Annotated in this window: 21 protein-coding genes and 1 riboswitch; of the genes, 11 read left to right on the top strand and 10 right to left on the bottom strand. The window is 70.2% G+C overall.

The genetic code is table 11. The features are described 5' to 3' along the window. Positions 1 to 37 precede the first annotated feature (37 nt). Complete coding sequence (gene hisC, locus JJV70_RS06250; RefSeq protein WP_219046724.1) at positions 38 to 1,114, bottom strand: histidinol-phosphate transaminase; 1,077 nt, start codon at positions 1,112 to 1,114, stop codon at positions 38 to 40. A gap of 381 nt (positions 1,115 to 1,495) precedes the next feature. Here hisC and JJV70_RS06255 point away from each other — a divergent pair, with 381 nt between their 5' ends. The 3 genes from JJV70_RS06255 to JJV70_RS06265 all read left to right on the top strand — a co-directional run bounded on the left by JJV70_RS06255 (position 1,496) and on the right by JJV70_RS06265 (position 4,975). After that, the gene (locus JJV70_RS06255) at positions 1,496 to 2,617 is read left to right on the top strand and encodes a LacI family DNA-binding transcriptional regulator (protein ID WP_219046725.1); all 1,122 of its coding nucleotides are present in this window, start codon (positions 1,496 to 1,498) and stop codon (positions 2,615 to 2,617) included. A 275-nt stretch (positions 2,618 to 2,892) separates the two neighbouring features. Beyond that, the gene (locus JJV70_RS06260; RefSeq protein ID WP_306823412.1) at positions 2,893 to 3,924 is read left to right on the top strand and encodes a metallophosphoesterase; all 1,032 of its coding nucleotides are present in this window, start codon (positions 2,893 to 2,895) and stop codon (positions 3,922 to 3,924) included. Between the two features lie 259 nt (positions 3,925 to 4,183). Continuing rightward, on the top strand, positions 4,184 to 4,975 hold the full coding sequence (locus JJV70_RS06265) for a hypothetical protein (RefSeq protein ID WP_219046727.1): 792 nt from the start codon (positions 4,184 to 4,186) through the stop codon (positions 4,973 to 4,975). Positions 4,976 to 5,303: 328 nt separating this feature from the next. Here JJV70_RS06265 and JJV70_RS06270 read toward each other — a convergent pair whose 3' ends face one another. Genes JJV70_RS06270 through JJV70_RS22495 form a run of 3 tightly spaced genes read right to left on the bottom strand, consistent with a single transcriptional unit; the run spans position 5,304 to position 7,568 of the window. Beyond that, complete coding sequence (locus tag JJV70_RS06270; protein WP_308294700.1) at positions 5,304 to 6,398, bottom strand: radical SAM protein; 1,095 nt, start codon at positions 6,396 to 6,398, stop codon at positions 5,304 to 5,306. A gap of 13 nt (positions 6,399 to 6,411) precedes the next feature. Next, on the bottom strand, positions 6,412 to 6,945 hold the full coding sequence (locus JJV70_RS06275) for a class IV adenylate cyclase (RefSeq protein WP_219046728.1): 534 nt from the start codon (positions 6,943 to 6,945) through the stop codon (positions 6,412 to 6,414). Next, the gene (locus tag JJV70_RS22495; protein ID WP_257573496.1) at positions 6,942 to 7,568 is read right to left on the bottom strand and encodes an ATP-binding protein; all 627 of its coding nucleotides are present in this window, start codon (positions 7,566 to 7,568) and stop codon (positions 6,942 to 6,944) included. The genes JJV70_RS06275 and JJV70_RS22495 overlap by 4 nt, the downstream gene beginning before the upstream one ends. 573 nt (positions 7,569 to 8,141) lie before the next feature. Between JJV70_RS22495 and JJV70_RS06285 the strand changes: the two genes are divergently transcribed. The 3 genes from JJV70_RS06285 to JJV70_RS06295 all read left to right on the top strand — a co-directional run bounded on the left by JJV70_RS06285 (position 8,142) and on the right by JJV70_RS06295 (position 10,209). Further along, positions 8,142 to 9,122, top strand: a complete 981-nt coding sequence (locus JJV70_RS06285; RefSeq protein ID WP_219046729.1) for a hypothetical protein — start codon at positions 8,142 to 8,144, stop codon at positions 9,120 to 9,122. 148 nt (positions 9,123 to 9,270) lie between these two features. After that, positions 9,271 to 9,417, top strand: coding sequence for a hypothetical protein (locus JJV70_RS06290; protein ID WP_219046730.1), 147 nt, complete (start codon positions 9,271 to 9,273; stop codon positions 9,415 to 9,417). Between the two features lie 117 nt (positions 9,418 to 9,534). Then, a complete protein-coding gene (locus JJV70_RS06295) occupies positions 9,535 to 10,209 on the top strand; it encodes a pentapeptide repeat-containing protein (RefSeq protein ID WP_219046731.1) in 675 nt (224 codons plus the stop codon). Between the two features lie 166 nt (positions 10,210 to 10,375). Here JJV70_RS06295 and thiC read toward each other — a convergent pair whose 3' ends face one another. Then, entirely contained in the window at positions 10,376 to 12,184 is a 1,809-nt protein-coding gene (thiC, locus tag JJV70_RS06300; RefSeq protein WP_257573497.1) for a phosphomethylpyrimidine synthase ThiC, read from the bottom strand. Then, positions 12,177 to 12,312, bottom strand: a riboswitch (TPP riboswitch). (Overlaps the previous gene by 8 nt.) Positions 12,313 to 12,374: 62 nt before the next feature. Between thiC and JJV70_RS06305 the strand changes: the two genes are divergently transcribed. Beyond that, positions 12,375 to 13,655, top strand: a complete 1,281-nt coding sequence (locus JJV70_RS06305; RefSeq protein ID WP_308294701.1) for a YibE/F family protein — start codon at positions 12,375 to 12,377, stop codon at positions 13,653 to 13,655. A 161-nt stretch (positions 13,656 to 13,816) separates the two neighbouring features. Here JJV70_RS06305 and JJV70_RS06310 read toward each other — a convergent pair whose 3' ends face one another. The 3 genes from JJV70_RS06310 to JJV70_RS06320 form a co-directional block, all read right to left on the bottom strand. After that, positions 13,817 to 14,233 carry an SsgA family sporulation/cell division regulator gene (locus tag JJV70_RS06310; protein WP_219046733.1) on the bottom strand — a complete coding sequence of 139 codons (417 nt, stop codon included), beginning with the start codon at positions 14,231 to 14,233 and terminating at the stop codon, positions 13,817 to 13,819. A gap of 204 nt (positions 14,234 to 14,437) precedes the next feature. Next, a complete protein-coding gene (locus JJV70_RS06315) occupies positions 14,438 to 14,659 on the bottom strand; it encodes a DUF5326 family protein (RefSeq protein WP_219046734.1) in 222 nt (73 codons plus the stop codon). Between the two features lie 253 nt (positions 14,660 to 14,912). After that, on the bottom strand, positions 14,913 to 15,230 hold the full coding sequence (locus tag JJV70_RS06320; RefSeq protein ID WP_219046735.1) for a cupin domain-containing protein: 318 nt from the start codon (positions 15,228 to 15,230) through the stop codon (positions 14,913 to 14,915). A 54-nt stretch (positions 15,231 to 15,284) separates the two neighbouring features. Between JJV70_RS06320 and JJV70_RS06325 the strand changes: the two genes are divergently transcribed. From JJV70_RS06325 to JJV70_RS06335, 3 genes are all read left to right on the top strand, one after another. Further along, positions 15,285 to 15,659 carry a phage holin family protein gene (locus JJV70_RS06325; RefSeq protein ID WP_219046736.1) on the top strand — a complete coding sequence of 125 codons (375 nt, stop codon included), beginning with the start codon at positions 15,285 to 15,287 and terminating at the stop codon, positions 15,657 to 15,659. A gap of 56 nt (positions 15,660 to 15,715) precedes the next feature. After that, complete coding sequence (locus JJV70_RS06330) at positions 15,716 to 16,858, top strand: cystathionine gamma-lyase (protein ID WP_219046737.1); 1,143 nt, start codon at positions 15,716 to 15,718, stop codon at positions 16,856 to 16,858. Between the two features lie 88 nt (positions 16,859 to 16,946). Continuing rightward, positions 16,947 to 17,432: an NUDIX domain-containing protein gene (locus JJV70_RS06335; protein ID WP_219046738.1), complete on the top strand. Its 486-nt coding sequence runs from the start codon at positions 16,947 to 16,949 to the stop codon at positions 17,430 to 17,432. A 44-nt stretch (positions 17,433 to 17,476) separates the two neighbouring features. Here JJV70_RS06335 and JJV70_RS06340 read toward each other — a convergent pair whose 3' ends face one another. Together JJV70_RS06340 and JJV70_RS06345 are read right to left on the bottom strand one after the other, a co-directional pair. After that, on the bottom strand, positions 17,477 to 18,454 hold the full coding sequence (locus JJV70_RS06340; RefSeq protein WP_308294702.1) for a pyridoxamine 5'-phosphate oxidase family protein: 978 nt from the start codon (positions 18,452 to 18,454) through the stop codon (positions 17,477 to 17,479). Between the two features lie 19 nt (positions 18,455 to 18,473). After that, entirely contained in the window at positions 18,474 to 19,868 is a 1,395-nt protein-coding gene (locus JJV70_RS06345; protein ID WP_219046739.1) for a globin domain-containing protein, read from the bottom strand. A gap of 329 nt (positions 19,869 to 20,197) precedes the next feature. On the opposite strand from JJV70_RS06345, the gene JJV70_RS06350 reads away from it, so the two are divergent. Continuing rightward, positions 20,198 to 20,650, top strand: a complete 453-nt coding sequence (locus JJV70_RS06350) for a GNAT family N-acetyltransferase (RefSeq protein ID WP_219046740.1) — start codon at positions 20,198 to 20,200, stop codon at positions 20,648 to 20,650. The last annotated feature ends 85 nt before the right edge of the window (positions 20,651 to 20,735 follow it).

Raw genomic sequence — 20,735 nt, forward strand, 5'->3', positions numbered from 1 at the left:
CGCCGTCGGTTACCGCGCCAACGCCGCGCGCCGCCGCTCAGCCACGCGGGAACTTCGACGTCGTCTCCAGGAACAGGTCGTTCGCCTCCCGCTCGCCGATCGTGACGCGTACGCCCTCACCCGCGAACGGCCGCACCACCACACCCGCCGCCTGGGCCGCCGCCGCGAAGTTGGCGGTGCGTTCGCCCAGCCGCAGCCAGACGAAGTTGGCGTGCGTCTCGGGCACCGTCCAGCCCTGCGCCACCAGCTCGCGGCTCACCCGGGAGCGCTCGGCAACCAGCGCCTCCACCCGCTCCAGCAGGGCCGCCTCGTTGCCGAGTGAGGCCACCGCCGCGTCCTGGGCGATCTGGCTGACGCCGAACGGGACCGCCGTCTTGCGCAGCGCGGCGGCCACCGGCTCGTGCGCCACCGCGAAGCCGACGCGCAGCCCGGCCAGGCCGTACGCCTTGGAAAAGGTGCGCAGCACGCACACGTTCGGGCGGTTTCGGTACAGCTCGATGCCGTCGGGAACGTTTTCGTCGCGCACGAACTCGCGGTACGCCTCGTCCAGGACGACCAGCACGTCCTCCGGTACCCGGTCCAGGAAGCGTTCCAGTTCGGGCCGCCGGATGGCGACGCCGGTGGGGTTGTTGGGGGTGCAGACGAAGATGAGCCGGGTCCGCTCGGTGACGGCGGCGGCCATGGCGTCGAGGTCGTGCTCCTCGCCCGGGGTCAGCGGCACCCGTACCGAGGTCGCGCCGGAGATCTGGGAGATGATCGGGTACGCCTCGAAGGAGCGCCACGCGTAGATGATCTCGTCACCGGGCCCGGCCGTGGCCTGCACGAGCTGCTGGGCGACGCCGACGGAGCCGGTGCCGGTGGCCAGGTGGGATTCGGGCACGCCGAAGCGCTCGGCGAGCGCGGCCAGGAGCCCGGTGCAGGCCATGTCCGGGTAGCGGTTGAAGGTGCTGGCAGCGGTGACGGCGGATTCCAGCACCCCGGGCAGCGGCGGGTAGGGGTTCTCGTTGGAGGACAGCTTGTAGGACACGGCCCCCGTCCCGGCGTCCCGTTTGCCGGGCTTGTACGTGGGAATGCCGTCCAGCGCCGCACGCAGCTTCGGGGTCTTGTCGCTCATCGCAGCCTCCTCGCTCGCTATTTCTCCACACCCTAAGAGGAATGGCGCCCAGGCACAGGGGCCCGGCGAGGGTGAGATCTGCCTACCGAGCGGGGTGGGCCCTGCCTCCCGGCTGGCCGACAGGGGCGCGCGCCGCTGCGCGCGCGCCGGTGGCGAGCGCCCTGGCGCGCTTCACTCGTGAAGGTGAGTTGAGACCTGTTCGCAACCTGCGGACAAGGCCGGGGCCAGGGCCGCTCACCGCCCAAGCCCCGAGTGTCACGGCGTCCAACTACCCTTCATTCCAAGGCAATTCAGCACTAATGATCATGCAGAATCGTCCCTGTGAGATCACCGCTGTCAGCTCCCGCGAGGGACCCCTCTCGGCCCTACTATCGGCTCGCCATGACAGCAGCAGGGAAGCATCAGGTGAACCGGCCCGCCTCGCGCCGGCGGCTGGGGCGGGCCGGTATCCGGGACGTCGCGGCGGCCGCGGGCGTCTCGATCACGACGGTCTCCGACGCGCTCAACGGCAAGGGCCGCCTCCCCGACGCGACCCGCCGCCATGTCCGCGAGGTCGCCGACCGGCTCGGCTACCGCCCGTCGGCCGCCGCCCGCACTCTGCGCACCGGAAAATCGGGGCTCATCGGACTCACCGTCACCACCTACGGCGAAGAACCGTTCACCTTCACCGAGTTCGCCTATTTCGCCGACATGGTGCGCGCGGCCACCTCCGCCGCCCTGACCCGCGGCTACGCCCTGGTGATCCTGCCCGCCCCGGCCCGGCGCAGCACGTTCGACGTCTGGGCCAACGTCGCACTTGACGGCACCGTGGTCATCGACCCCGCCGACCACGACCCGGTGGTCACCGAACTCGTCCGGCAGGGCATCCCGGTCGTCTCCGACGGCCGCCCCGGCGCCAGCCTGCCCGTCACCGCCTGGGTGGACAACGACCACGAGGCCGCCGTCAGCGGCCTGCTGGACCACCTCGCCGACGCGGGCGCCCGCCGCATCGGCCTGCTCACCGGTACCAGCACCGACACGTACACCCGGCTGTCCACCAGCGCCTACCTCCAGTGGTGTGAACGCCACGGCCAGGACCCGGTGTACGAGAGCTACCCCGCCCACGACCCGTGCGCCGGCGCCATCGCCGCCGACCGCCTGCTCGCCCGCCCCGACCGGCCCGACGCCGTCTACGGCCTGTTCGACCCCAACGGCACCGACCTGCTGGCCGCCGCCCGGCGCTACGGCCTGCGAGTGCCGGACGACCTGCTGCTGGTGTGCTGCAGCGAGTCCGCTGTGTACGCCGCCACCGAGCCGTCCATCACCACGCTCTCACTCAAGCCAGGGCGTATCGGCACCGCCGTCACCCACCTGCTCATCGACGCCATCGAGGGCAGCGCCGATCCGGGCGGTCCCATCCAGCAGGTCATGCCGACCGAGCTGATCGTCCGCGCCTCCTCCCAGCGCCGCCCGCCGCGCACCACGATCAGCCCGCCGCGCCGGGGCCCCGGCTCCTGCGGGTGACACCGGCCCCCGTGCGGCTGACTCCTTCAGGTGGTTGTCCGCGCCACGTCCCGCACCGGACAAGTGCGGAGAAAGGCCGCACAGTCGTCCACCGACGGCAGCCGCCGACCCCCAGGTGCGTCACACGGCGCAACCCACGTTCCTATGATGGGGCGCACAGCACCGGCCCGGCCTCCGACCAGGAACACCAGCGAACGCACGGTCCGGCAGGTGCACAGCCGCGCGCGATTTTGGTGGAGGGGTCGATGACTCAGGGGGCCGGTCAGGGTTCGGGAATGTGGCAGCACACGGCGGCGGGCGGCGCGCCCGGCATGGCCCCGGTTCCCACGGCGGCGTACGACGCCGACACCACCGCGCCCGCCGACGACGGCTACACCCCCACCCAGCGCGATCTGCCCGTCCTCGGCGGCCCCGAAGCCGCCGCCGAGCCCACCCCCACCCTCGTCGATGCCCCCGGGCACGCGGCCCAGGACGACCAGGCGCGCGGCCCGCTGTACGTCGTCGGCGACGTGCACGGCTACCTCAGCGAGCTGCGCGCCGCCCTGCGGGAGGCCGGGCTCGTGGACGCCGAAGGACACTGGGCGGCCAAAAACGCCCGCCTGTGGTTCCTCGGCGACTTCACCGACCGCGGCCCCGACGGGGTCGGCGTCATCGACCTCGTCATGCAGCTGTCCGCCGAGGCCGCGGCCGCGGGCGGCTACTGCAAGGCACTCCTGGGTAACCACGAGCTGCTGGTCATCGGCGCCAAACGGTTCGGCGACACGCCCGTGGACTCCGGCGCGGGAACGGCGTCCTTCCAGGCGGCGTGGCTGCTCAACGGCGGCCAGCGCGGCGACATGGAACGCCTCCAGGACCACCACCTGCAGTGGATGACCCGCCTGGACGCCATGACGCTGGAGGACGACCACCTCCTGCTGCACTCCGACACCAGCGCCTACCTCGACTACGGCGACACCATCGGCGCCGTCAACGACGCGATCACCGAGGCACTCGAACGGCGCGATCCGGATGAAACCTGGGAGCTGTTCCGCAAGTTCACCAAGCGCTTCGCCTTCCGCGACGAGGACGGCCCGCGGGCGGCCAGGGAACTGCTCACCCGGTACGGCGGCAAGCAGATCGTGCACGGCCACAGCCCGATCCCGTACCTGACGGGCGAGGCGCACACCTCCGACGAGGACGGCGCCGAGGACGAGGGCCCGCAGATCACCGGGCCGCACGTGTACGCCGAGCAGCTCGCGATCGCCATGGACGGCGGCGTGACGATGGCCGGAAAGCTCCTGGTAAGCCGACTGCCGCTGACCGGCTGACCGCCGCCGGAGACACGGTGCCCGGGCCTTCCCAGCGCACCCGGCGGCGCCGGGCCCACCGCAGCACGTCAGCCACTTTCGGCCACTCCCGGCGTGACCTGCGGCCCGGACGGGCAGGGGTAACACAGCGTCCGGTGCGCAATTTTCCTCAAACACCCTGTCACCGCGCACCGGAAGCGCTCTACCATCAAGGGCCTTCCATCCGCCCTTCCACCTGCCCGGAAGCCACCCGGCCCCACGGCCTACGGAGCATCGGGGGATGCACATGAACAGCGCGCCGCACCTGCGACTCGAAGACCGCCAGGAGTTCGAGCGCGTCCTTGACGACGCCTTGCGCACCGCCCACACCCGGCCCGGGCTCGACGGCGTCGGCCAGCGCCTCAGCCCGGCGCAGCTGCGCACGATGGCACTGGGCGCCGCCGCGGCCATCGCCGCCTGCGCGGCCACGGAGTACGAACACTTCACCGCCGTACGCGACCAGCTGCGCCGTGGAAGCGGCTCCGGCGGCCCCGGGCTGACCGAGTCCGGCGGCGCGGGCCTGTTCGCCGTCCTCTCCGTGCTCGCCCCGGTGCTCGCGGGCACCGCGGCCGTCATCTTCCTCGCCGTCGGCTACACCCTCACCGCGCTCTCGCCCGACGTGGCGCTGGGCGAGCCGATGCGCAACGTCGGCTGGGTGTTCGCCGCCCTGGCCGCCGCCGGCCTGCTCGCGGCCAGCGTCAGCCTCGTCCGCACCGCGCTGCGCAACTCCGCCAGCTCCCCGCGCCCGGGGACCCAGGCCGCCCAGGAACCGCTGGCCCAGGAGCTGGAACGCGCCCGGGCCGCCTGGCGTGCGGCACTGCTCGACCGGGGTGTGCTGCCGTTCTTCCGTGACGCCCTGGCCCGCGCCGACGCCCCACCCGCCCCCGGCGTCTCCCGCACCCCTCGCCTGGGCTACTCCCACCCCGGGTTCACCAGCCCCCGGGCCACCGAGGACACCCGCACCCGCCCCCGCTACTCCAGCCCGGACTTCACCAGCCCCGACTTCACGGGACCTGACGAAACACCGGACTGAACAGCAGCCGCCATGGGTAGACCCACAGCCCGGGGCCACACGCGGTGGGTGTGGCCCCGGCCCAGCCAGGGCGGCAGCAGGCTTACGCAACCACTCGGGCTCACCCCGTGTCGTGCAGGCGGGTCGCCCCCGAACGGCCCCGGCCCGCCTGCGTACGTCGGCGAGCTGAGCACATACGCACCCGTCCCACCTCCCGGTGCGAGAGCCGGGACGGGGAATACCGACGGTCCCGGCACCACTATCCGCTACCGGAGTCGTCAGAGAGGTCAACTCGACGACGGACCCCCGCCCGCCGACGTCACGGGTTCTCTGACGGTCATGGAGTGGTTCAGGCAGCGGCGCCGTACTGGCTCGTCAGTTGCCGGACCTCGGCCTCCTTGAACGCCCGCACCTCTTCCACGATCCCGCTCTTCGATAGCTCCGCCACCGGTACGCAGAGGTCCATGCGCTGGATGCAGACACCAACCATGTACTCCGCCTGCTCGGTGAGGTACAGCCGGACGCCGTAATAGCCTTCCTGACAGTCAGTGTCGTTGTTGAACCGGCACGACGCACAGGTCTCCGGAAGTCGCACCGGCAGCAGCCGCTTGACGTAGACTGCCCGGCTGCCGAGTGCCCGGTAGAGAGTGCGCTCGTCGGAGGTACCGGCGGTGAACGTCCTCAGCACCGGTTCAGCACCGACCCGGGCCAGCACCTCGGAAATCGCCGCGCTCGACTCCTCGCCTTCCTGGATGCTGGTGAGCATCCGTACATCCGCGAACTGACCGTACGACTCGACCAGGTTGACGACCCTGTCCACGTGGGCCAAACCGGGGACCACGATGTTCACGGAGACCTTGACTCCGTTGGACACAGCGGCACGGATGGTCTGCTCCGCAGCACGGATCTTCGCCTCCGCCAGACCCGGTGATGTGAAGCGCTCGGACTGCACGGCCTGGAGTTCTTCGGCGGTGGTACCGAAGACCGAGACGTTGACCCGATTCAGTCCAGCTACCGAGCAGCCCGGCATCACCTGCCGACCGCGCTCTCCGTTGCTGGTCATTCCGACACTCAGCCCCATCCCGGTGAGCGCCGAGACCAGCGAGGGCACCTCCGAGTGAAGGGTGGGCTCCCCTCCGGTGAGGTGGACCTCGCTGGCGTCGAACGCCTTCGCCACGGCCCGTACCGCCCGCCGGAAGGCAACGTTGGGGAGCATCTTCACGGAGAGGAAGTTGACCCCGTTGGTCTCGCTGTAGATCGACACGCGGCCGGTCTTGCCCGGCCCCGAGACAGGGGGCAACAGGGTGCGTCCCTTGTTGTCGGCGGTGACTGGCGTTCCCTCGTTGTGGCAGAACGTGCAGGCCAACCCACAGTCGTCAATCACCTTGACACGGATGGTTTTGTCCCGGACAACCCGGACTGCCGGGCGTTGGATCACTGACACGGTTTGCCTCCTGTCACTCGAACGTGAGCCGGGGGATTGCCTCAATGTCGATCCCGTACCGGCGGTAGACCTTGGTCGTGTTCTCACTTGTCAGCTCCTCCAGGGGGAGCCCGAGTGCGCGCACCGTGGCGTGAACGTGTTCGGCGCTGCCCCCCTCGATCTCCAGGTACGGGGGAATCAGCGGCCACTCGTCGATCTCGATGGCCGCGCCGCCCAGCGTCCAGGAGGACCGGCGGTTCTCCTGGTATGCCTTCGGCTGGTAACCGAGCTTGCCCAGGAGCGTGTTAGCGGTGTCGAAGTCGCCGACAGTCGTCTCCGTCTCGGTCACGCCGTCGATCGCGCCAGAGTGGATCTCCTTGACGCACAGCGTGGTGCTGCTGCCGGTGTCGCGCAGGCGGACCCATGCGCCGGACCGGCCGGGGATGTCGTAGACGTAGCGACGCTGGAGGCGATCGCCGAGGTGCACCGCGTCAGCACTGGCCAGCAGCGCACGCATCTTTCCCGGTTCGACGTTGAGAATCTTGGCTTCGAACTCAGTTGTGCTCATGAAGAGTTGACCTTTCTAGATGAGGCTCGGCGATGCGCCCGCACGATATCGATGCCGTGTCGTCGGCCCTTGCTCCTACGGGAGGGGCGGTGTCGCCCCTCCCAGACCAGCCCAAGAATCGACTGAAATCCGGCCCCGAGTGCGCTGGCGGGGGGTGGGTGATCAAGGTTCAGCTGGTGCGTGATGGAGGTGCCGAGAAGAAGCACAGTGGCCACGTAGCCCAGTACCCACAAGCCAGTCAGCCCGGCACCAACAAGATCGCGGTGCTCGCGTCGGTGACGCCCGCCCGTGGCCCGCTCGACGGCCATCACTTCGCCGTCTCCAGCTCGAACCAGACCCCATTTGCCACGCGGAGCCCAGGCGACTCCCCAGCGCAGGGAGCAGGCTTCCAGCAGTTCCAGACCATATCCGGATTCGGCCTCGCACTTCGGCCGCGTGCGCCAGGGCAGTGCTCCGGAGGAGTCCCGGACGCCCACCCACACCGACGCCTTCTGCCGACTCACCGAAACCGAGATCCGGGTACCGTCGGTGTGCTTGGCCGCGTTGGCGACCAGCTCACTCACCAGGAGCTCAGCCTCGTCGCCCAGTTCCTCTGCGGACCAGGCAGTCAGTGCAGTGCTCACCAACCTCCTAGCGGACCTTGCGGATTCGGGGAGACAGGGCAGCTCCAGGAGGCAGCCAAGGTCGGCAGGCCGAACTTCCGGGATCTCGATGAACGCGGTGCCCGAGGGGGCGGCGGGTGTTGCATTGACGCTGGCGGACATGCGACTCCTCCAGACTGCTTAGCCCGCTGAGGATGAAGGGAGCACCAGGGATGGGTGACGCTGCCGGAAACTTCCCGACACCACCGGTGTGGCCGGACCGTCGCCCGGGCGGCTGAGAAACCATCAAACTGCTGCGCTCCGTGCGATGACAGGGCGATCCTGTAGGCAGAAGCTAGGCACTTCACTAGGCTGTTTGGCGCCCATCGGCGGCGCCGCAGAGACGGGCCTGAGATGACCAACGACGCTCTACGAAGGCTTCGCCTCGGGCGAGAGTGGACCCAAGGCGACGTGGCACAACGGGTGAACGCCCGGATCAGGGCAGCGACAGGACGGGATTCGGCGGTTGACGCCAATGTGATCAGCCGATGAGAACGTGGCGTGATCAGCTGGCCAGAGGCGGTTGTCCGTGACGCACTACGCGGGGTCTTCGGCGTGGCCACCAACGATGAGCTGGGGCTGTTCTCGAAGCGGACCCGGCGTGACCGCGAGGAGGTGAGTGAGTCGAAGCGCCGTGATCTCCTGGCCGTCTCCCTCGCATCTATCCTGCCGGAGGTGATGCCCGCCCCTTCCACGGTGGGGATGAAGGACGTGGAGAGCCTTGCCGAGCGTACGTTCGCTCTAGAGGAGTGGGACCGGCGAAGTGGTGGTGTCTCCACGCGCCACCTGGCGTTCGGTGAGCTACGGAGCGCCGTCGATCTCACCAAGTCATCGATGGGGCCGCGCGTCCGCGACAGGCTGTGCGGCCAGATCGCCAACCTCGCCGACTTGGCGGCCTGGTCAGTATTCGACGCGGGCCAGAGCGCTCCGGCACGCAGGACGTTCGGCCTGGGTATCAAGGCCGCCCGGGAGGCCGGTGATGAGGGTCTGCTGTGTCACGTCGCGACCGGCCTTGCCCGGCAGGAGATTGCCGAACGCAAGCCGAAGGACGCCGTCGCCTTGGCCGACATGGCGATGGGGAACGTGCCCTTGTCGGCTCTCGCGATGATCGCAGCGGTGAAGGCGCAGGCGTACGCCGTCCAGGGCGACGAAGCTGAGGTCATGCGGCAGATCAGCCTGGCGGAATCGATCTACGGCCGCGTTACCGATCTACACAGCGAACCACGCTGGATGTGGTACTTCACTCCGCACAAGCTGAACGGGGAGACCGGACACGCCCTGTACCTACTCGCCACGGTGAAGGGGAGCCCGGTCTCCGACCTCGTATCCCGTCTCCGCAGAGCCGTTGACTCCCAGACCTCCAACCGGGCTCGCTCGAAGGCGATCGATACCGCCCAACTGGCCACGGTGCTCTACCGCCAGGGCGTTCACGACGAGGCTGAGCACTACGCCCGTACCGCCACCGACCTTTCCACTGTGGTCCGCTCCGCACGACTGGACGCCGCCCTGGCCGAGATGAGGAGAGCCCAAGCATGACCATCGAAAACGTGATCAAGGAAGCCGCCACCCGAGGTGTCACCGGGCTGCCGGAGCCTTCCCGTCTGACGTCCGGGTGTGGCCGGGTGCATCACAGTGGGTCAGCGAGATCGGCGAGCCGCCCCACAACGAGACAGTGGGGGAGGGCATGTTCGACACCCAGGACGAAGCACGGGAAGCCGCGTTGAAGGCTGTCGCCGACGCCCGGGCCACGCTGATCGCACTGCTGCCGAGCGATCTGGCAGCGACAGCGGCTCAGTGGCCGGAGCCGACCGTGAGCGTTTGGGACGCTTGAGAACGCACAGCGGCCGTGCCCGGCGTGCGTCATCCGGCACGGCCGCCTGCGCCGTCAAGTAACCCGGACAGGGCGGTCGGCGGGGCCGTCCCGGCGGCACCCCGTTGAAGGAGCACCATGGTCAGCCGTACCTTCGGCCACATCACCGTGACCAACCCCGACCTTGATGAGCCCGGCCTGTACCTGTCCGTGGTCGAAACGCTGGACAACCCCCGTGGCTCCGTGCAGGACTTCACGTACGGGGGCGTGGACCTGCGGTCGCTCGCTCTCACCGGAATCCGGCTCATCACGGGCCGGGTCAGCGACGTCCGCGCGAAGCAAGTCGAGTTCGGGGCGTTGAAACTCCACGGCATCGAGATCACCAACAGCGATCTCGGCTCGGCCCGCTGGAGCGAGAGCAAGTTCACCCGGGTCCACTTCCGCAACTGCAAGATCATGGGCGCCGCGCTGGACGGTGTGGTCCTAGACGACGTGCTGTTCGAGAAGTGCCGTTTCGATTACGCCAGCTTCAAGAGGGTGCGTGCCGTTGGTCCGGTTGCCTTCGTCGGCTGTGCCCTCACTGAGGTCACGTTCACCGACTGCGATCTGTCCCACGCCGTGTTCTCGGACTGCGGGCTCAAGCTGACCGAGTTCGGTGGGGGCCGGTACGGGGAGACCGATCTCCGTGGCAATGACCTCTCGCAGATCCGGGGCGTTGCCCACCTGGCCAAGGTCCGCATCGACCCCGGCCAGCAGACAGACCTTGCCCAGGCCCTCGTGAACGAACTCGGCATCACCATCGGAGACGACTGACCAGGAGGACCGCGTGCCCCCGCACATCGCGTTCAACGGCTGGGACGCCCTGCGCGAGCCGTGCGAGACGGCCACGGTTCGCACGATCAGACGATCAGTCCAAGGCGCGGGAGGGCTGACCGGCAACTCCCCCAAAATGTTGCCGGTCAGCCGTGTTTACGCGGGGTCAGTCAGCCAGCGGCAGGTAGACCCGGTTGCCGGAAGCCGCGAACTCCTTCGACTTCTCCAGCATCCCGGCCTCGATCTCCTCCAAAGACGCGTCCGCGTCGCCGCCGAACTGCTCGGTGATGCTCTGGCTGATCTTCATCGAGCAGAACTTCGGCCCGCACATGGAGCAGAAGTGGGCCGTCTTGGCCGGTTCGGCGGGCAGCGTCTCGTCGTGGAACGCGCGGGCCGTGTCCGGGTCGAGAGCCAGGTTGAACTGGTCTTCCCAGCGGAACTCGAACCGGGCGTCGGACAGCGCGTCGTCCCACTCCTGCACGCCCGGGTGGCCCTTGGCCAGGTCTGCGGCGTGCGCGGCGATCTTGTAGGTGATGACGCCGGTCTTCACGTCGTCCCGGTTCGGCAGGCCCAGGTGCTCCTTGGGCGTGACGTAGCACAGCATCGCCGTGCCCCACCAGCCGATCATCGCGGCGCCGATGCCGGAGGTGATGTGGTCGTAACCGGGTGCCACGTCCGTCGTCAGCGGGCCGAGCGTGTAGAACGGCGCCTCCTCGCAGATCTCCTGCTGGAGGTCGATGTTCTCCTTGATCTTGTGCATCGGGACGTGGCCCGGGCCCTCGATCATGGTCTGCACGTCGTGCGACTTGGCGATGCGGTTCAGCTCGCCCAGCGTCTTCAGCTCGGCGAACTGCGCCTCGTCGTTGGCGTCGGCGATGGACCCGGGGCGCAGACCGTCACCGAGCGAGAAGGTGATGTCGTAGGCCCGCAGGATCTCGCACAGCTCCTCGAAGTGGGTGTAGAGGAAGCTCTCCTTGTGGTGGGCCAGGCACCACGCGGCCATGATCGAGCCGCCGCGCGAGACGATGCCGGTCTTGCGCCGGGCCGTCAGCGGCACGTAGCGCAGCAGCACGCCCGCGTGGACCGTCATGTAGTCCACGCCCTGCTCGGCCTGCTCGATGATGGTGTCCTTGTAGACCTCCCAGCTCAGTTCCTCGGCCCGGCCGTCCACCTTCTCCAGGGCCTGGTAGAGCGGCACCGTGCCGATCGGCACCGGGGAGTTGCGCAGCACCCACTCGCGGGTGGTGTGGATGTTGCGGCCGGTGGAGAGGTCCATGACGGTGTCGGCGCCCCAGCGCGAGGCCCACGTCATCTTCTCCACCTCCTCCTCGATGGAGGAGGTAACGGCCGAGTTGCCGATGTTGGCGTTGACCTTCACCAAGAAGTTCTTGCCGATGATCATCGGCTCGATCTCCGGGTGGTTGACGTTCGCGGGGAGCACCGCCCGCCCGGCCGCGATCTCGTCGCGCACGAACTCCGGTGCGCGGTTCTCCCGGACGGCGACGTACTCCATCTCCGGGGTGATCTCACCGCGCCGCGCGTACGCGAGCTGGGTGACGGCGGCCCCGTCCCGGCCCCGGCGCGGCTGGCGCGGGCGTCCGGGGAAGACGGCGTCGAGGTTGCGCAGCCCGCCGCGCGGCGAGGTGTGCTTCAGCCCGTCGTCCTCGGGACGCAGTTCCCGGCCCGCGTACTCCTCGGTGTCACCGCGGGCGATGATCCAGTTCTCCCGCAGCGGCGGCAGGCCCCGGCGGACGTCGGTGTCGATGTTGGGGTCGGTGTACGGGCCGGAGGTGTCGTACAGCGTCACGTCCTGGCCGTTGGTGAGGTGCACCCGGCGCACCGGCACCCGGATGTCCGGGCGCGAACCGCTCACGTAGCCCTTGTGCCAGCCGATCTGCGAGGTGCCCTCGGCGGCCGTACCGTCGGCGGTGTCCGCGCCGCTGAGCGCGCGCGTACGCGCATCCTGCGTGGTCATGAGACCCACTCCCTACGCCGGCATTACCCGGTAACAGGTTCGGCGGTCGGCGCAGCGGCTGCCGTATGTCCCCATACGGACGTCAGCGCCCTCTCAGCCCCGTGCTCAGAGCTCCCGCGATGTGCAAAACGACGTCCACGCTAGCGGTTCGACACCCCACCGCGCCAGAGGGTCTTGCGATGATCGGTCCGTGACCCCATCGCACAGCGGCCCCCAGGGCCACCACCACGGCCACGCACACAGCCACCACCACGGGCCCGCCGCGCCCGTCTCGCGGCATTTCCGGAAGGTCATCGCCGCGGTGCTGATCCCCTTCGCCACCGCCGTGCTGGCGGGGCTGGTCCTGCTCTGGCCAGGCGGTGCGCCGGAGGGCCAGAACGGCGAGCGCACCGGCGTCGGCTTCGACCAGCAGACCGAGTCCGCCCGCGTCACCCAGTCGGAGGTGGTGGCCTGTGAGAAAGTGGGCGCCCAGCAGCAGGACGGCGATCCCGCCACCGCCGGAGAGTGCCGCCTGCTGACCGTGGAGGTCACCAGCGGCCCGCACACCGGCCGCGAGTTCACCGAGGTGCTCACCCCGGACGCCACCCGCCGCCCCGACACCGGGCAGGACGTCGTCGTCGCCTACGCCCCACAGGCGCCCGAGGAGCTCCAGTACAGCATCGTGGACATGGACCGCGAGGTTCCGATGGTCCTGCTCGCCGCGCTCTTCGCCGTCGTCGTCGTCGCCGTGGGACGGCTGCGCGGCCTGCTCGCCCTCGTCGGACTCGTGGTGACCTTCGCGGTGCTGACGCTGTTCATCCTGCCCGCCATACTGCAGGGCTCCAACCCGCTGCTCGTCGCGGTCGTCGGCGGCAGCGCGATCATGCTGGTGACGCTGTACCTGACCCACGGCCTCACCGCGCGCACCTCGGTGGCCGTCCTCGGCACCCTGCTGTCGCTGATCCTCATCGGCCTGCTCGGCTCCCTGTTCATCGGCTGGGCCGAGCTGTCCGGCAACACCGACGACCAGACCGCGCTCGTCCACAGCCTGTACCCCGATATCGAGATCCGTGGTCTGCTGCTCGCCAGTGTGCTCATCGGCTCCCTCGGCGTGCTCGACGACGTCACCGTGACCCAGACCTCGGCCGTGTGGGAGCTGAAGCAGGCCGACCCCAAGGCCAGTTGGCGGCGGGTGTACGGGGCGGCGATGCGCATCGGCCGCGATCACATCGCGTCCGTGGTCAACACCCTGGTTCTCGCCTACGCGGGCGCCGCGCTGCCGCTGCTGCTGCTGTTCTCGGTGGCCGAGGCGAGCGTGGGCCGCGTCGCCACCAGCGAGCTGGTGGCCGAGGAGATCGTGCGTACCCTCGTCGGCTCCATCGGGTTGGTCGCCTCCGTCCCGCTGACGACGGGCCTCGCCGCGCTCGTCGCCTCCGCGGGCCTGGGCAAGGCAGACACCCTCTCCCGTGGCCGCCGCCGACGCGCCCGCTGACGCCTGCCCGGTGGGTTGCGCTGGACGTCCCCGCCCACGGCCGCAGCATGCGGGGTGGACCGCGGGCCGCCGGCCCCACGGCTACCCAGCCGGGGCGGCCGCCTGGTCGCGGCAGGGGAAGGTGCGGGACGCCACCACGGTGGCGTGACCGCGATCGCGGCCTACAGGCGGCCCGCGAGCAGGCGGTCGAGTTCCGCGTCGAGCTCCGCGCACGCTGGTTCCTGGCCCAGCGGGACGACCCGGTCGGTCCGGTCCAAGAACGCCACCAGCGGCGGCGCGCTCACCCGCAGCAGCGCCGCCTCCGCGCCGACCTGCAGGCGGATGTGCAGGTCGGACAGACACTCGGTGGATACAGGCGCGATATGCACGTCCCCTTCACCGGCCGGGCGGCTGACGCCGTCCACCAACAGCTCGCGGCCGAAGACCCACGTGACCGGTTCATCTCCCGGGAGGCCGAACGTGCAGGTGACGGCGTACGGATCAGCGGCCTCGTACACGAGGTCCACCGGAATCCGGAAAGACAGTTCGTCCGAGGCGAGGAAGTTCATCATGACCTGCGCCTGAACCCTGCCGTTCATCCGCGCCCCCGGCGTCTCGTGCCCGGGCCTGGGGCGGCCGGGCTGCGGTGGATTGCTACGGGCCACAGGCCCTGGAGGCATCGTCCACCAAGATCGACAAGTTGCACAACGCGAGGGGTGCAAAGTCACCCGATTGACAACGGAGTTGGTGGTACCACGTACCTGTACCCACGGTGACGGCCCCCACCCAACCCACGGGAACGGTCACCAGCCGCTGCCGGAGGAACCCGAGGACGATGACAGGAACTTCCGTGCGACGAAGACGACGGCGGCCAGGACCGCCGCGAACAGCAGCACGTTGAACAGCAGGCTGAGCACCGTCGTGAGCACCCAGGCCACCAGCTTGAACAGCACCAACGCCACGACGATGACACCGGCCCACTTCAACCACGTCGGCAGCCCCGCCAACGTCTGCTTCGCGCTCATGTCCCACTCCTGCCTTCCGGGTACCTACCGTGACGTCTTCGATGCTAGGCAACCGCCCGGCCGGACGGAGACACCGTGTCCCCGGCTCTCCCCTGACCGTGCCCTTAGGGGACCGCGGCCGCACCGGGCGTGCCCTGGGAGGAGGCCCGCTCCGATCGGAGCTGTATGTGCCGGGTTCGCTGTTGGCTGGGTTCGCTGGGTTCGCTGTTCTGCTGTGTTCGCTGTGTTTCACGTGAAACACTCGCCGGCTGACTCACCCCTCGGGAGGCGAGAAGACCACCATCACCCGCAGGTCCTCGCTGATGTGGTGGAAACGGTGCGGCACGTTCGCGGGCACGTAGACGACGCTGCCCCGGCCCACCGTCGTCGTCTCCTCTCCCACGGTCAGCACGGCCCGCCCGCTCACCACGAAGTAGACCTCGTCCTGGCGGTGCGGTTTCTGCGGGTCCTGCTCCCCGGCGTCCAACGCGTAGAGGCCGACCGACATATTCCGTTCGCGCAAGAACTGCAGGTACGCCCCATTGTGGGCGGCCCGCTCCGCCTCCAGCTCGTCCAGCCGGAACGCCTTCATCTCAGCCTGACCCCTCGCCGTTTCACCGCACGGTTCTGGGAGACCATTCCCAGCATGGTGAATCTACTCGTCAAAACCCTCGTCAACGCGGTCGCCCTGGCCGTCGCCGTCTGGCTGCTCGGCGACATCACGCTGACCGGGGACAGCACGGGCAGCAAGACAGGCACGCTGATTCTGGTCGCCTTGATCTTCGGTGTGGTCAATGCGGTGGTCAAGCCCATCGTGCAGCTGCTCTCACTGCCCGCTCTGCTGCTCACGCTCGGCCTCTTCATGCTGGTGATCAACGCGCTGATGCTGCTGCTCACCTCGTGGCTGGCCAGCGTGGTGAACCTGCCGTTCCATGTCGAGGGCTTCGGCACCGCCGTGCTCGGCGGACTGATCATCGCCGTCATCTCCTGGGCGATGGAACTGGTACTCGGCGACCGCTGACCCACAGGGCGGCTCTCACCCGAACGGGCCGCCGTCACGAAGGAGCTGGAGCGACGATGACCGAGCCCCGCCTGGGAGACGGCAGCCGCGTGGTGCGGGCCGGTCTGCCGCCCGAGGAGCCCTACGCCCCGGCGCTGCCCGGTCCCGTCTTCGCCGCCCACTACCACCTGCCCGGCGACCCCGCGCACGCCCCGTACACCTACGGCCGCGACGGCAACCCCACCTGGACCGGGCTGGAGCGTGCCCTCGCCGAACTGGAGCACCCCGGCGGTCCGGCGCATCCGGTGGTGTTCGCCTCCGGTATGGGCGCCATCTCCGCCGTGCTGCTCTCCCAGGTACGCGCGGGCGACGTCGTCGTCCTGCCGTCCGACGGCTACCAGCTGCTCGCCCGGCTCCGCGAGCAGCTGGAGGCGTACGGTGCCGAGGTACGCGCCGTGCCGACGGGCGGAGGCGAGCAGTACGACGCGCTGGAGGGCGCCACGCTGCTCTGGCTGGAGACGCCGTCCAACCCCGGGCTGGACGTGTGCGACATCCGCGCGCTCGCCGACGCCGCACACCGGCACGGGGCGCTCGTCGCCGTGGACAACACTCTCGCCACGCCGCTGGGGCAGCGCCCGCTGGAGCTGGGCGCCGATGTCTCGGTGGCCAGCGGCACCAAGGCACTCACCGGGCACGGGGACGTGCTGCTGGGCTACGCCGTCTGCAAGGACACCGCCGTCGCGGATGCCGTACGGCACTGGCGCAAGCTCGTCGGTGCCATCCCCGGGCCGATGGAAGCCTGGCTCGCGCACCGCAGCCTGGCCACACTCCAGCTGCGCGTAGACCGGCAGGCGGCCACCGCGCTGAGCGTCGCCCGGGCCCTGCGTGAGCGGCCCGAGGTGAGCGGGTTGCGCCACCCCGGGCTGCCCCAGGACCCGGCCCACGCGCTGGCATCGCGGCAGATGCGCCGGTACGGCTGCGTGGTCTCCTTCACCCTGCCCGGCCAGGCGCACGCCGAACGGTTCCTCGCGGCGCTGCGCCTGGTGGACGACGCGACGAGCTTCGGCGGCGTGCGCAGCACCGCGGAGCGGCGCGGTCGCTGGGGCGGGGACGCGGTGCCCGCGGGCTTCGTGCGGCTCTCCGTCGGCGTGGAGGACGCCGACGACCTGGTGGCCGACCTGCTGCGAGCCCTGGACGAAGCGGACGGCACGGCGCCGTAACCGTCACTCCCGGGGCGTGGGGCGCCGCGAACGGGCGTGGACAGGAAGGCAGGTTTCGGCCACCAGCCGGTGCGGCAGAACCACTGGCATGGCACCGGACCGCTCCGCCGCCCGCCCCGTGGTCAAGCGCACCGCGCGGGCCATCCTGCTCGACGGTGACGCCATGCTCGTCATCAAGCGGACCAAGCCCGGCGAGGAGCCGTACTGGATCACTCCGGGCGGCGGCGTGGAGCCGGGGGACGAGTCGGTGACCGCCGCCCTGCACCGGGAGGTGGACGAGGAACTGGGCGCGAAGGTGACCGACGTGGTCCCGGCCTTCGTCGACACCGTGCCGGAGGGCACCGCGGGCGGCGTGAAGGTGCAGCACTTCTTCGTCTGCCGCCTGACGTCGATGAACCTCAGCCTGCGTCACGGCCCCGAGGTGGACGACCCGTGCGGCCTGTACGAGGTGGTGCGGCTGCCGTTCACCCGGGAGGGCGTGACGTCGGTCAACGTCGTCCCGCCCTCCCTGCGGGCGTTCCTGGAGCGCAACATCGAAGGCGTCCGCGCCCTGCTGGCGCCCGACTTCGGCTGACGCCCCCGGCACCGGGCGGATCAGCCCGTCCGGCGCGGGCCGGATCAGCCCCGGCGGCCGCTGAACCACTCCTCGTACGACGCGGCGCCGCCGTCCGGGCGGCGGGCCTCGGCCTCGGCCAGCACCTGCTGTGCGCGCTCCTGCCAGGACCGCGCCGGGGACGGCACCTCCCCCACCGGGTCGGCGGCGCTCGGCGGGCCGCCCAGCGGGTCACCGGCCAGCGGGTCACCGGCCAGCGGGGCGGCGGCGCCCGGCACATGGGCTGCGGGGGACGGCGGTGCGTCGGAGGCGGGCGGCGGGGCCAGCTCCACCGCCCGCGCCGGACCGGGGGCGGGCACCCCGTCCAGCCCTCCCGGCGCGCTCGGCCCGGACGGCTGCCCGGCAGACTCGCGGGCGGCACGGTCCCGGGCGGCGCCGAAGAAGTCGCCGCCCTTGCGCTTGTAGTCGTCCGTCCCCCAGTCCTGGCTGTCCTGCGCCGAGTGCTTCGGCGCGTACATCAGGTGCGGTATGTGCTTGGCGCAGTGGATGTACGCCTCCTCGACGCTCACCCGCACCCACAGTTCCGCCCGCCGCCCCGGCACGGGATCGTGCGGCAGGTGCGGGTACGCGGCGCGGATGTCGGCGTCCGGCAGGATCTCGGCCGTCCCGTTGATGTGGAGTCCGATGCGGGCACGGATGAAATCGACCAGGAGAATGCCGAGCTGGGGGTTCTCGCGGATGTTGCCCAGGCTCGCGTGCACGCCGTTGCCCCGGTACTCGGGAAACGCGAGCGTACGCTCGTCGAGCACCTGGAGGAACCCGGGCGGCCCGGCGCGGAAGGTGCTGTCACAGGCACCCTGCCGGTCCGCCGTCGCGAGGAAGAACATCTCCTGACGCCGGGTGAACTCCCGCATGCGCTCGTTGAGGTGGTCCAGCATCTGGTCGCCGTAGAAACGGTTCGCCCGCTCCGTCGAACCGAGTTCGGCCTGGATCTCGTGTTCCCCCGCGCTGCCAGGTCTGCCAAGGCTGTCCTGCACTGCCACGTCTCCCGCTCCCACTCGTTCAGTCTTCTGCGGCCGCCACGAGTTCGTCCAGAGAATCGTGCCGTATGCGATTGACGGGTATCCCCACACCCACGAGCGCGTCAACCCCGCTGCGTATCATTCCGGGCGGACCGGAGACATATCCGTCGTAGGCGCTCCACCGTCCCGCTCCCCGTACGGCGTCCGGCAGTTCGCCCGCGAGGCCCGAGGCGCGCACCGGGCAGCCGTCAGCCACCACCGGGCGCACCGTCAGCCACGGGTGCCGCGAGTCCAGGGTGAGCATCGTCTCCAGGTCGTAGAGGTCGTGGTCGCGGCGGGCGCCGTAGAAGACCTCCACCGGACGCGGGCGGCCGTGCTCGGCGACGTCCTCCACCAGCGCCTTGATCGGCGCGATACCCGTGCCGCCGCCCAGGCACAGCAGACCGTTGTCCGCCCGGTGGTCAACCGTCATGTTCCCGGCGGGCGGCCCCAGGCGGATGACGTCGCCAGGCCGGGCCCGGCGCACCAGCGCGCCCGAGACCCATCCGGCGGGCACGGCCTTCACGTGAAAGCTCAGCAGCCCGTCCGGCCGGGGCGCCGAGGCAAAGGAGTAACTGCGCCACACCCGCGGCCACCACGGCGTCTCCAGCGACGTGTACTGGCCCGCGAGGAACGGGTAGGGCTGGTCGGTGCGTACGGTGATCACCGCGATGTCGTCGGTGCGCTGCTCGTGCCCGACGATCTCGGCGTCCCACCAGGCCGGAGCGTGCTGCTCGTCCCTGGCCGCGGCGTCGATCATGATCTGCGAGATCGCCGTGTACGCCCGCACCCAGGCCGCCTCCGTCTGCGGTGACCAGCTGTGGTGCGCGTAGCGGGCCAGGGCGGCCAGCAGACACTCACCCACGGCCGGGTAGTGCTCGGGGCGGGTGCCGTACTTGCGGTGGCCACGGCCGAGTCCGGCGAGGTAGTCCGTGAGCACCGCGCCGTTGTCAACGTGCTGGGCGGCGGTGAGCAGCGCCTGGAACAACCGGTCGCGCTGGTGGTTCATCGAAGCGGGGAACAGGTCGCGCAGGTGGGGGTGACGCACGAACAGCAAGGCGTAGAAGTACGCGGTGACGGCGTCGGAGGCAGGCTCGATCTCGGCCATGGTCTGCCGGATCAGCGTGGCGTCGGCGGTGGGCGGCGCGGTTCCGGCCGGCGGGGCGGGGCGCTCCACTTCCGGTGGCCCACCGCCCTGCGGCCGGACGGGTGACGCGGGCGGCGGGGACGACGGAGCCGGGCCGGGCTGAGCCGGGACGCCACCGGGTGCGGGGCCACCGGGTGCCGGTCCGCCCCGCGACGGCTCCCCGGCCTGGCGCTGGGGCGTGGAGAACCAACCCCAGTCGCCGTTGCTGCCGGAGCCGGGCATCCCGTTGTCAGCCGACATGGTGGTCATGGTTGCCTCGTCCTCTATGTCTTCTGGCCGTTACGGCACCGTCCTGAACGGAAAGTGCCCTCTCATTTGCCCCTATCTGACGCGGTGATGTCACCGCGGATTTGGCAGGGACGACGTCCGGCCGAGCATTGCGGCGTGATGCGGGCCCGACCATACCGTTACCCCATCCATGCACAAGTGCCGTCCCCGCGTGGGCAATTCCGCGATTCCGCCCGTCTCGGCGGGAAATCACCGTCCGTAGCGCTGCTGATTGCCCGGGCCCGTGGGGACGCGGTAGAGACCATGAAAAGCAGGCGCTACCCGGACCGGAACAGCCGTAACCTGCCGACATGAGTGATCTTGTGATACGCCCTGCCACGGCAGCCGATGTCGCGGACATCGTGGCGATGCTCGCCGACGATCCCCTCGGCGCCGCCCGCGAGACCCCGGACGACCTCGCGCCCTATCACGCCGCCTTCGCCGCCATCGCGGCCGACCCACAGCAACACCTTGTGGTCGCCGAGCGTGACGGGCGCACCGTCGGCACGCTCCAGCTCACCGTCATCCCCGGCCTGTCCCGGCGGGGCGCCTCCCGGGCACTCGTCGAAGCCGTACGCGTGCACGCCGACGAGCGCGGCGACGGCCTGGGCAGCGAGCTGATCCGCTGGGCGATCGCGCAGTCCCGGCGGCTGGACTGCGTCCTGCTGCAACTGACGTCGGACGCCTCACGCACCGACGCCCACCGCTTCTACGCCCACCTCGGCTTCACGGCGTCCCACATCGGTTTCAAACTGGCCCTCTGACCCCGCTCTGCCCCGGGCTCCAGGCCCGGCCCTTTGGGAGTTCAGGGGCTTCGCTGCCTCCAGACGCGTCGGCGCCCCGGGCAGC

Source organism: Streptomyces sp. JJ66 (assembly GCF_019303495.1).
Classification (GTDB): Bacteria; Actinomycetota; Actinomycetes; order Streptomycetales; family Streptomycetaceae; genus Streptomyces.

Bases quoted from the DNA above. Each gene is read 5' to 3' on its own strand.
- JJV70_RS06320 (WP_219046735.1), bottom strand. From the start codon at position 15,230: ATGAAGGCGTTCCGGCTGGACGAGCTGGAGGCGGAGCGGGCCGCCCAC.
- JJV70_RS06260 (WP_306823412.1), top strand. From the start codon at position 2,893: ATGTGGCAGCACACGGCGGCGGGCGGCGCGCCCGGCATGGCCCCGGTT.
- hisC (WP_219046724.1), bottom strand. From the start codon at position 1,114: ATGAGCGACAAGACCCCGAAGCTGCGTGCGGCGCTGGACGGCATTCCC.
- JJV70_RS06330 (WP_219046737.1), top strand. From the start codon at position 15,716: ATGACCGAGCCCCGCCTGGGAGACGGCAGCCGCGTGGTGCGGGCCGGT.
- JJV70_RS06290 (WP_219046730.1), top strand. From the start codon at position 9,271: ATGTTCGACACCCAGGACGAAGCACGGGAAGCCGCGTTGAAGGCTGTC.
- JJV70_RS06345 (WP_219046739.1), bottom strand. From the start codon at position 19,868: ATGACCACCATGTCGGCTGACAACGGGATGCCCGGCTCCGGCAGCAAC.
- JJV70_RS06255 (WP_219046725.1), top strand. From the start codon at position 1,496: ATGACAGCAGCAGGGAAGCATCAGGTGAACCGGCCCGCCTCGCGCCGG.
- JJV70_RS06335 (WP_219046738.1), top strand. From the start codon at position 16,947: ATGGCACCGGACCGCTCCGCCGCCCGCCCCGTGGTCAAGCGCACCGCG.
- JJV70_RS06310 (WP_219046733.1), bottom strand. From the start codon at position 14,233: ATGAACGGCAGGGTTCAGGCGCAGGTCATGATGAACTTCCTCGCCTCG.
- JJV70_RS06325 (WP_219046736.1), top strand. From the start codon at position 15,285: ATGGTGAATCTACTCGTCAAAACCCTCGTCAACGCGGTCGCCCTGGCC.
- JJV70_RS06350 (WP_219046740.1), top strand. From the start codon at position 20,198: ATGAGTGATCTTGTGATACGCCCTGCCACGGCAGCCGATGTCGCGGAC.
- JJV70_RS06275 (WP_219046728.1), bottom strand. From the start codon at position 6,945: ATGAGCACAACTGAGTTCGAAGCCAAGATTCTCAACGTCGAACCGGGA.
- JJV70_RS06265 (WP_219046727.1), top strand. From the start codon at position 4,184: ATGCACATGAACAGCGCGCCGCACCTGCGACTCGAAGACCGCCAGGAG.
- JJV70_RS06295 (WP_219046731.1), top strand. From the start codon at position 9,535: ATGGTCAGCCGTACCTTCGGCCACATCACCGTGACCAACCCCGACCTT.
- JJV70_RS06315 (WP_219046734.1), bottom strand. From the start codon at position 14,659: ATGAGCGCGAAGCAGACGTTGGCGGGGCTGCCGACGTGGTTGAAGTGG.
- thiC (WP_257573497.1), bottom strand. From the start codon at position 12,184: ATGACCACGCAGGATGCGCGTACGCGCGCGCTCAGCGGCGCGGACACC.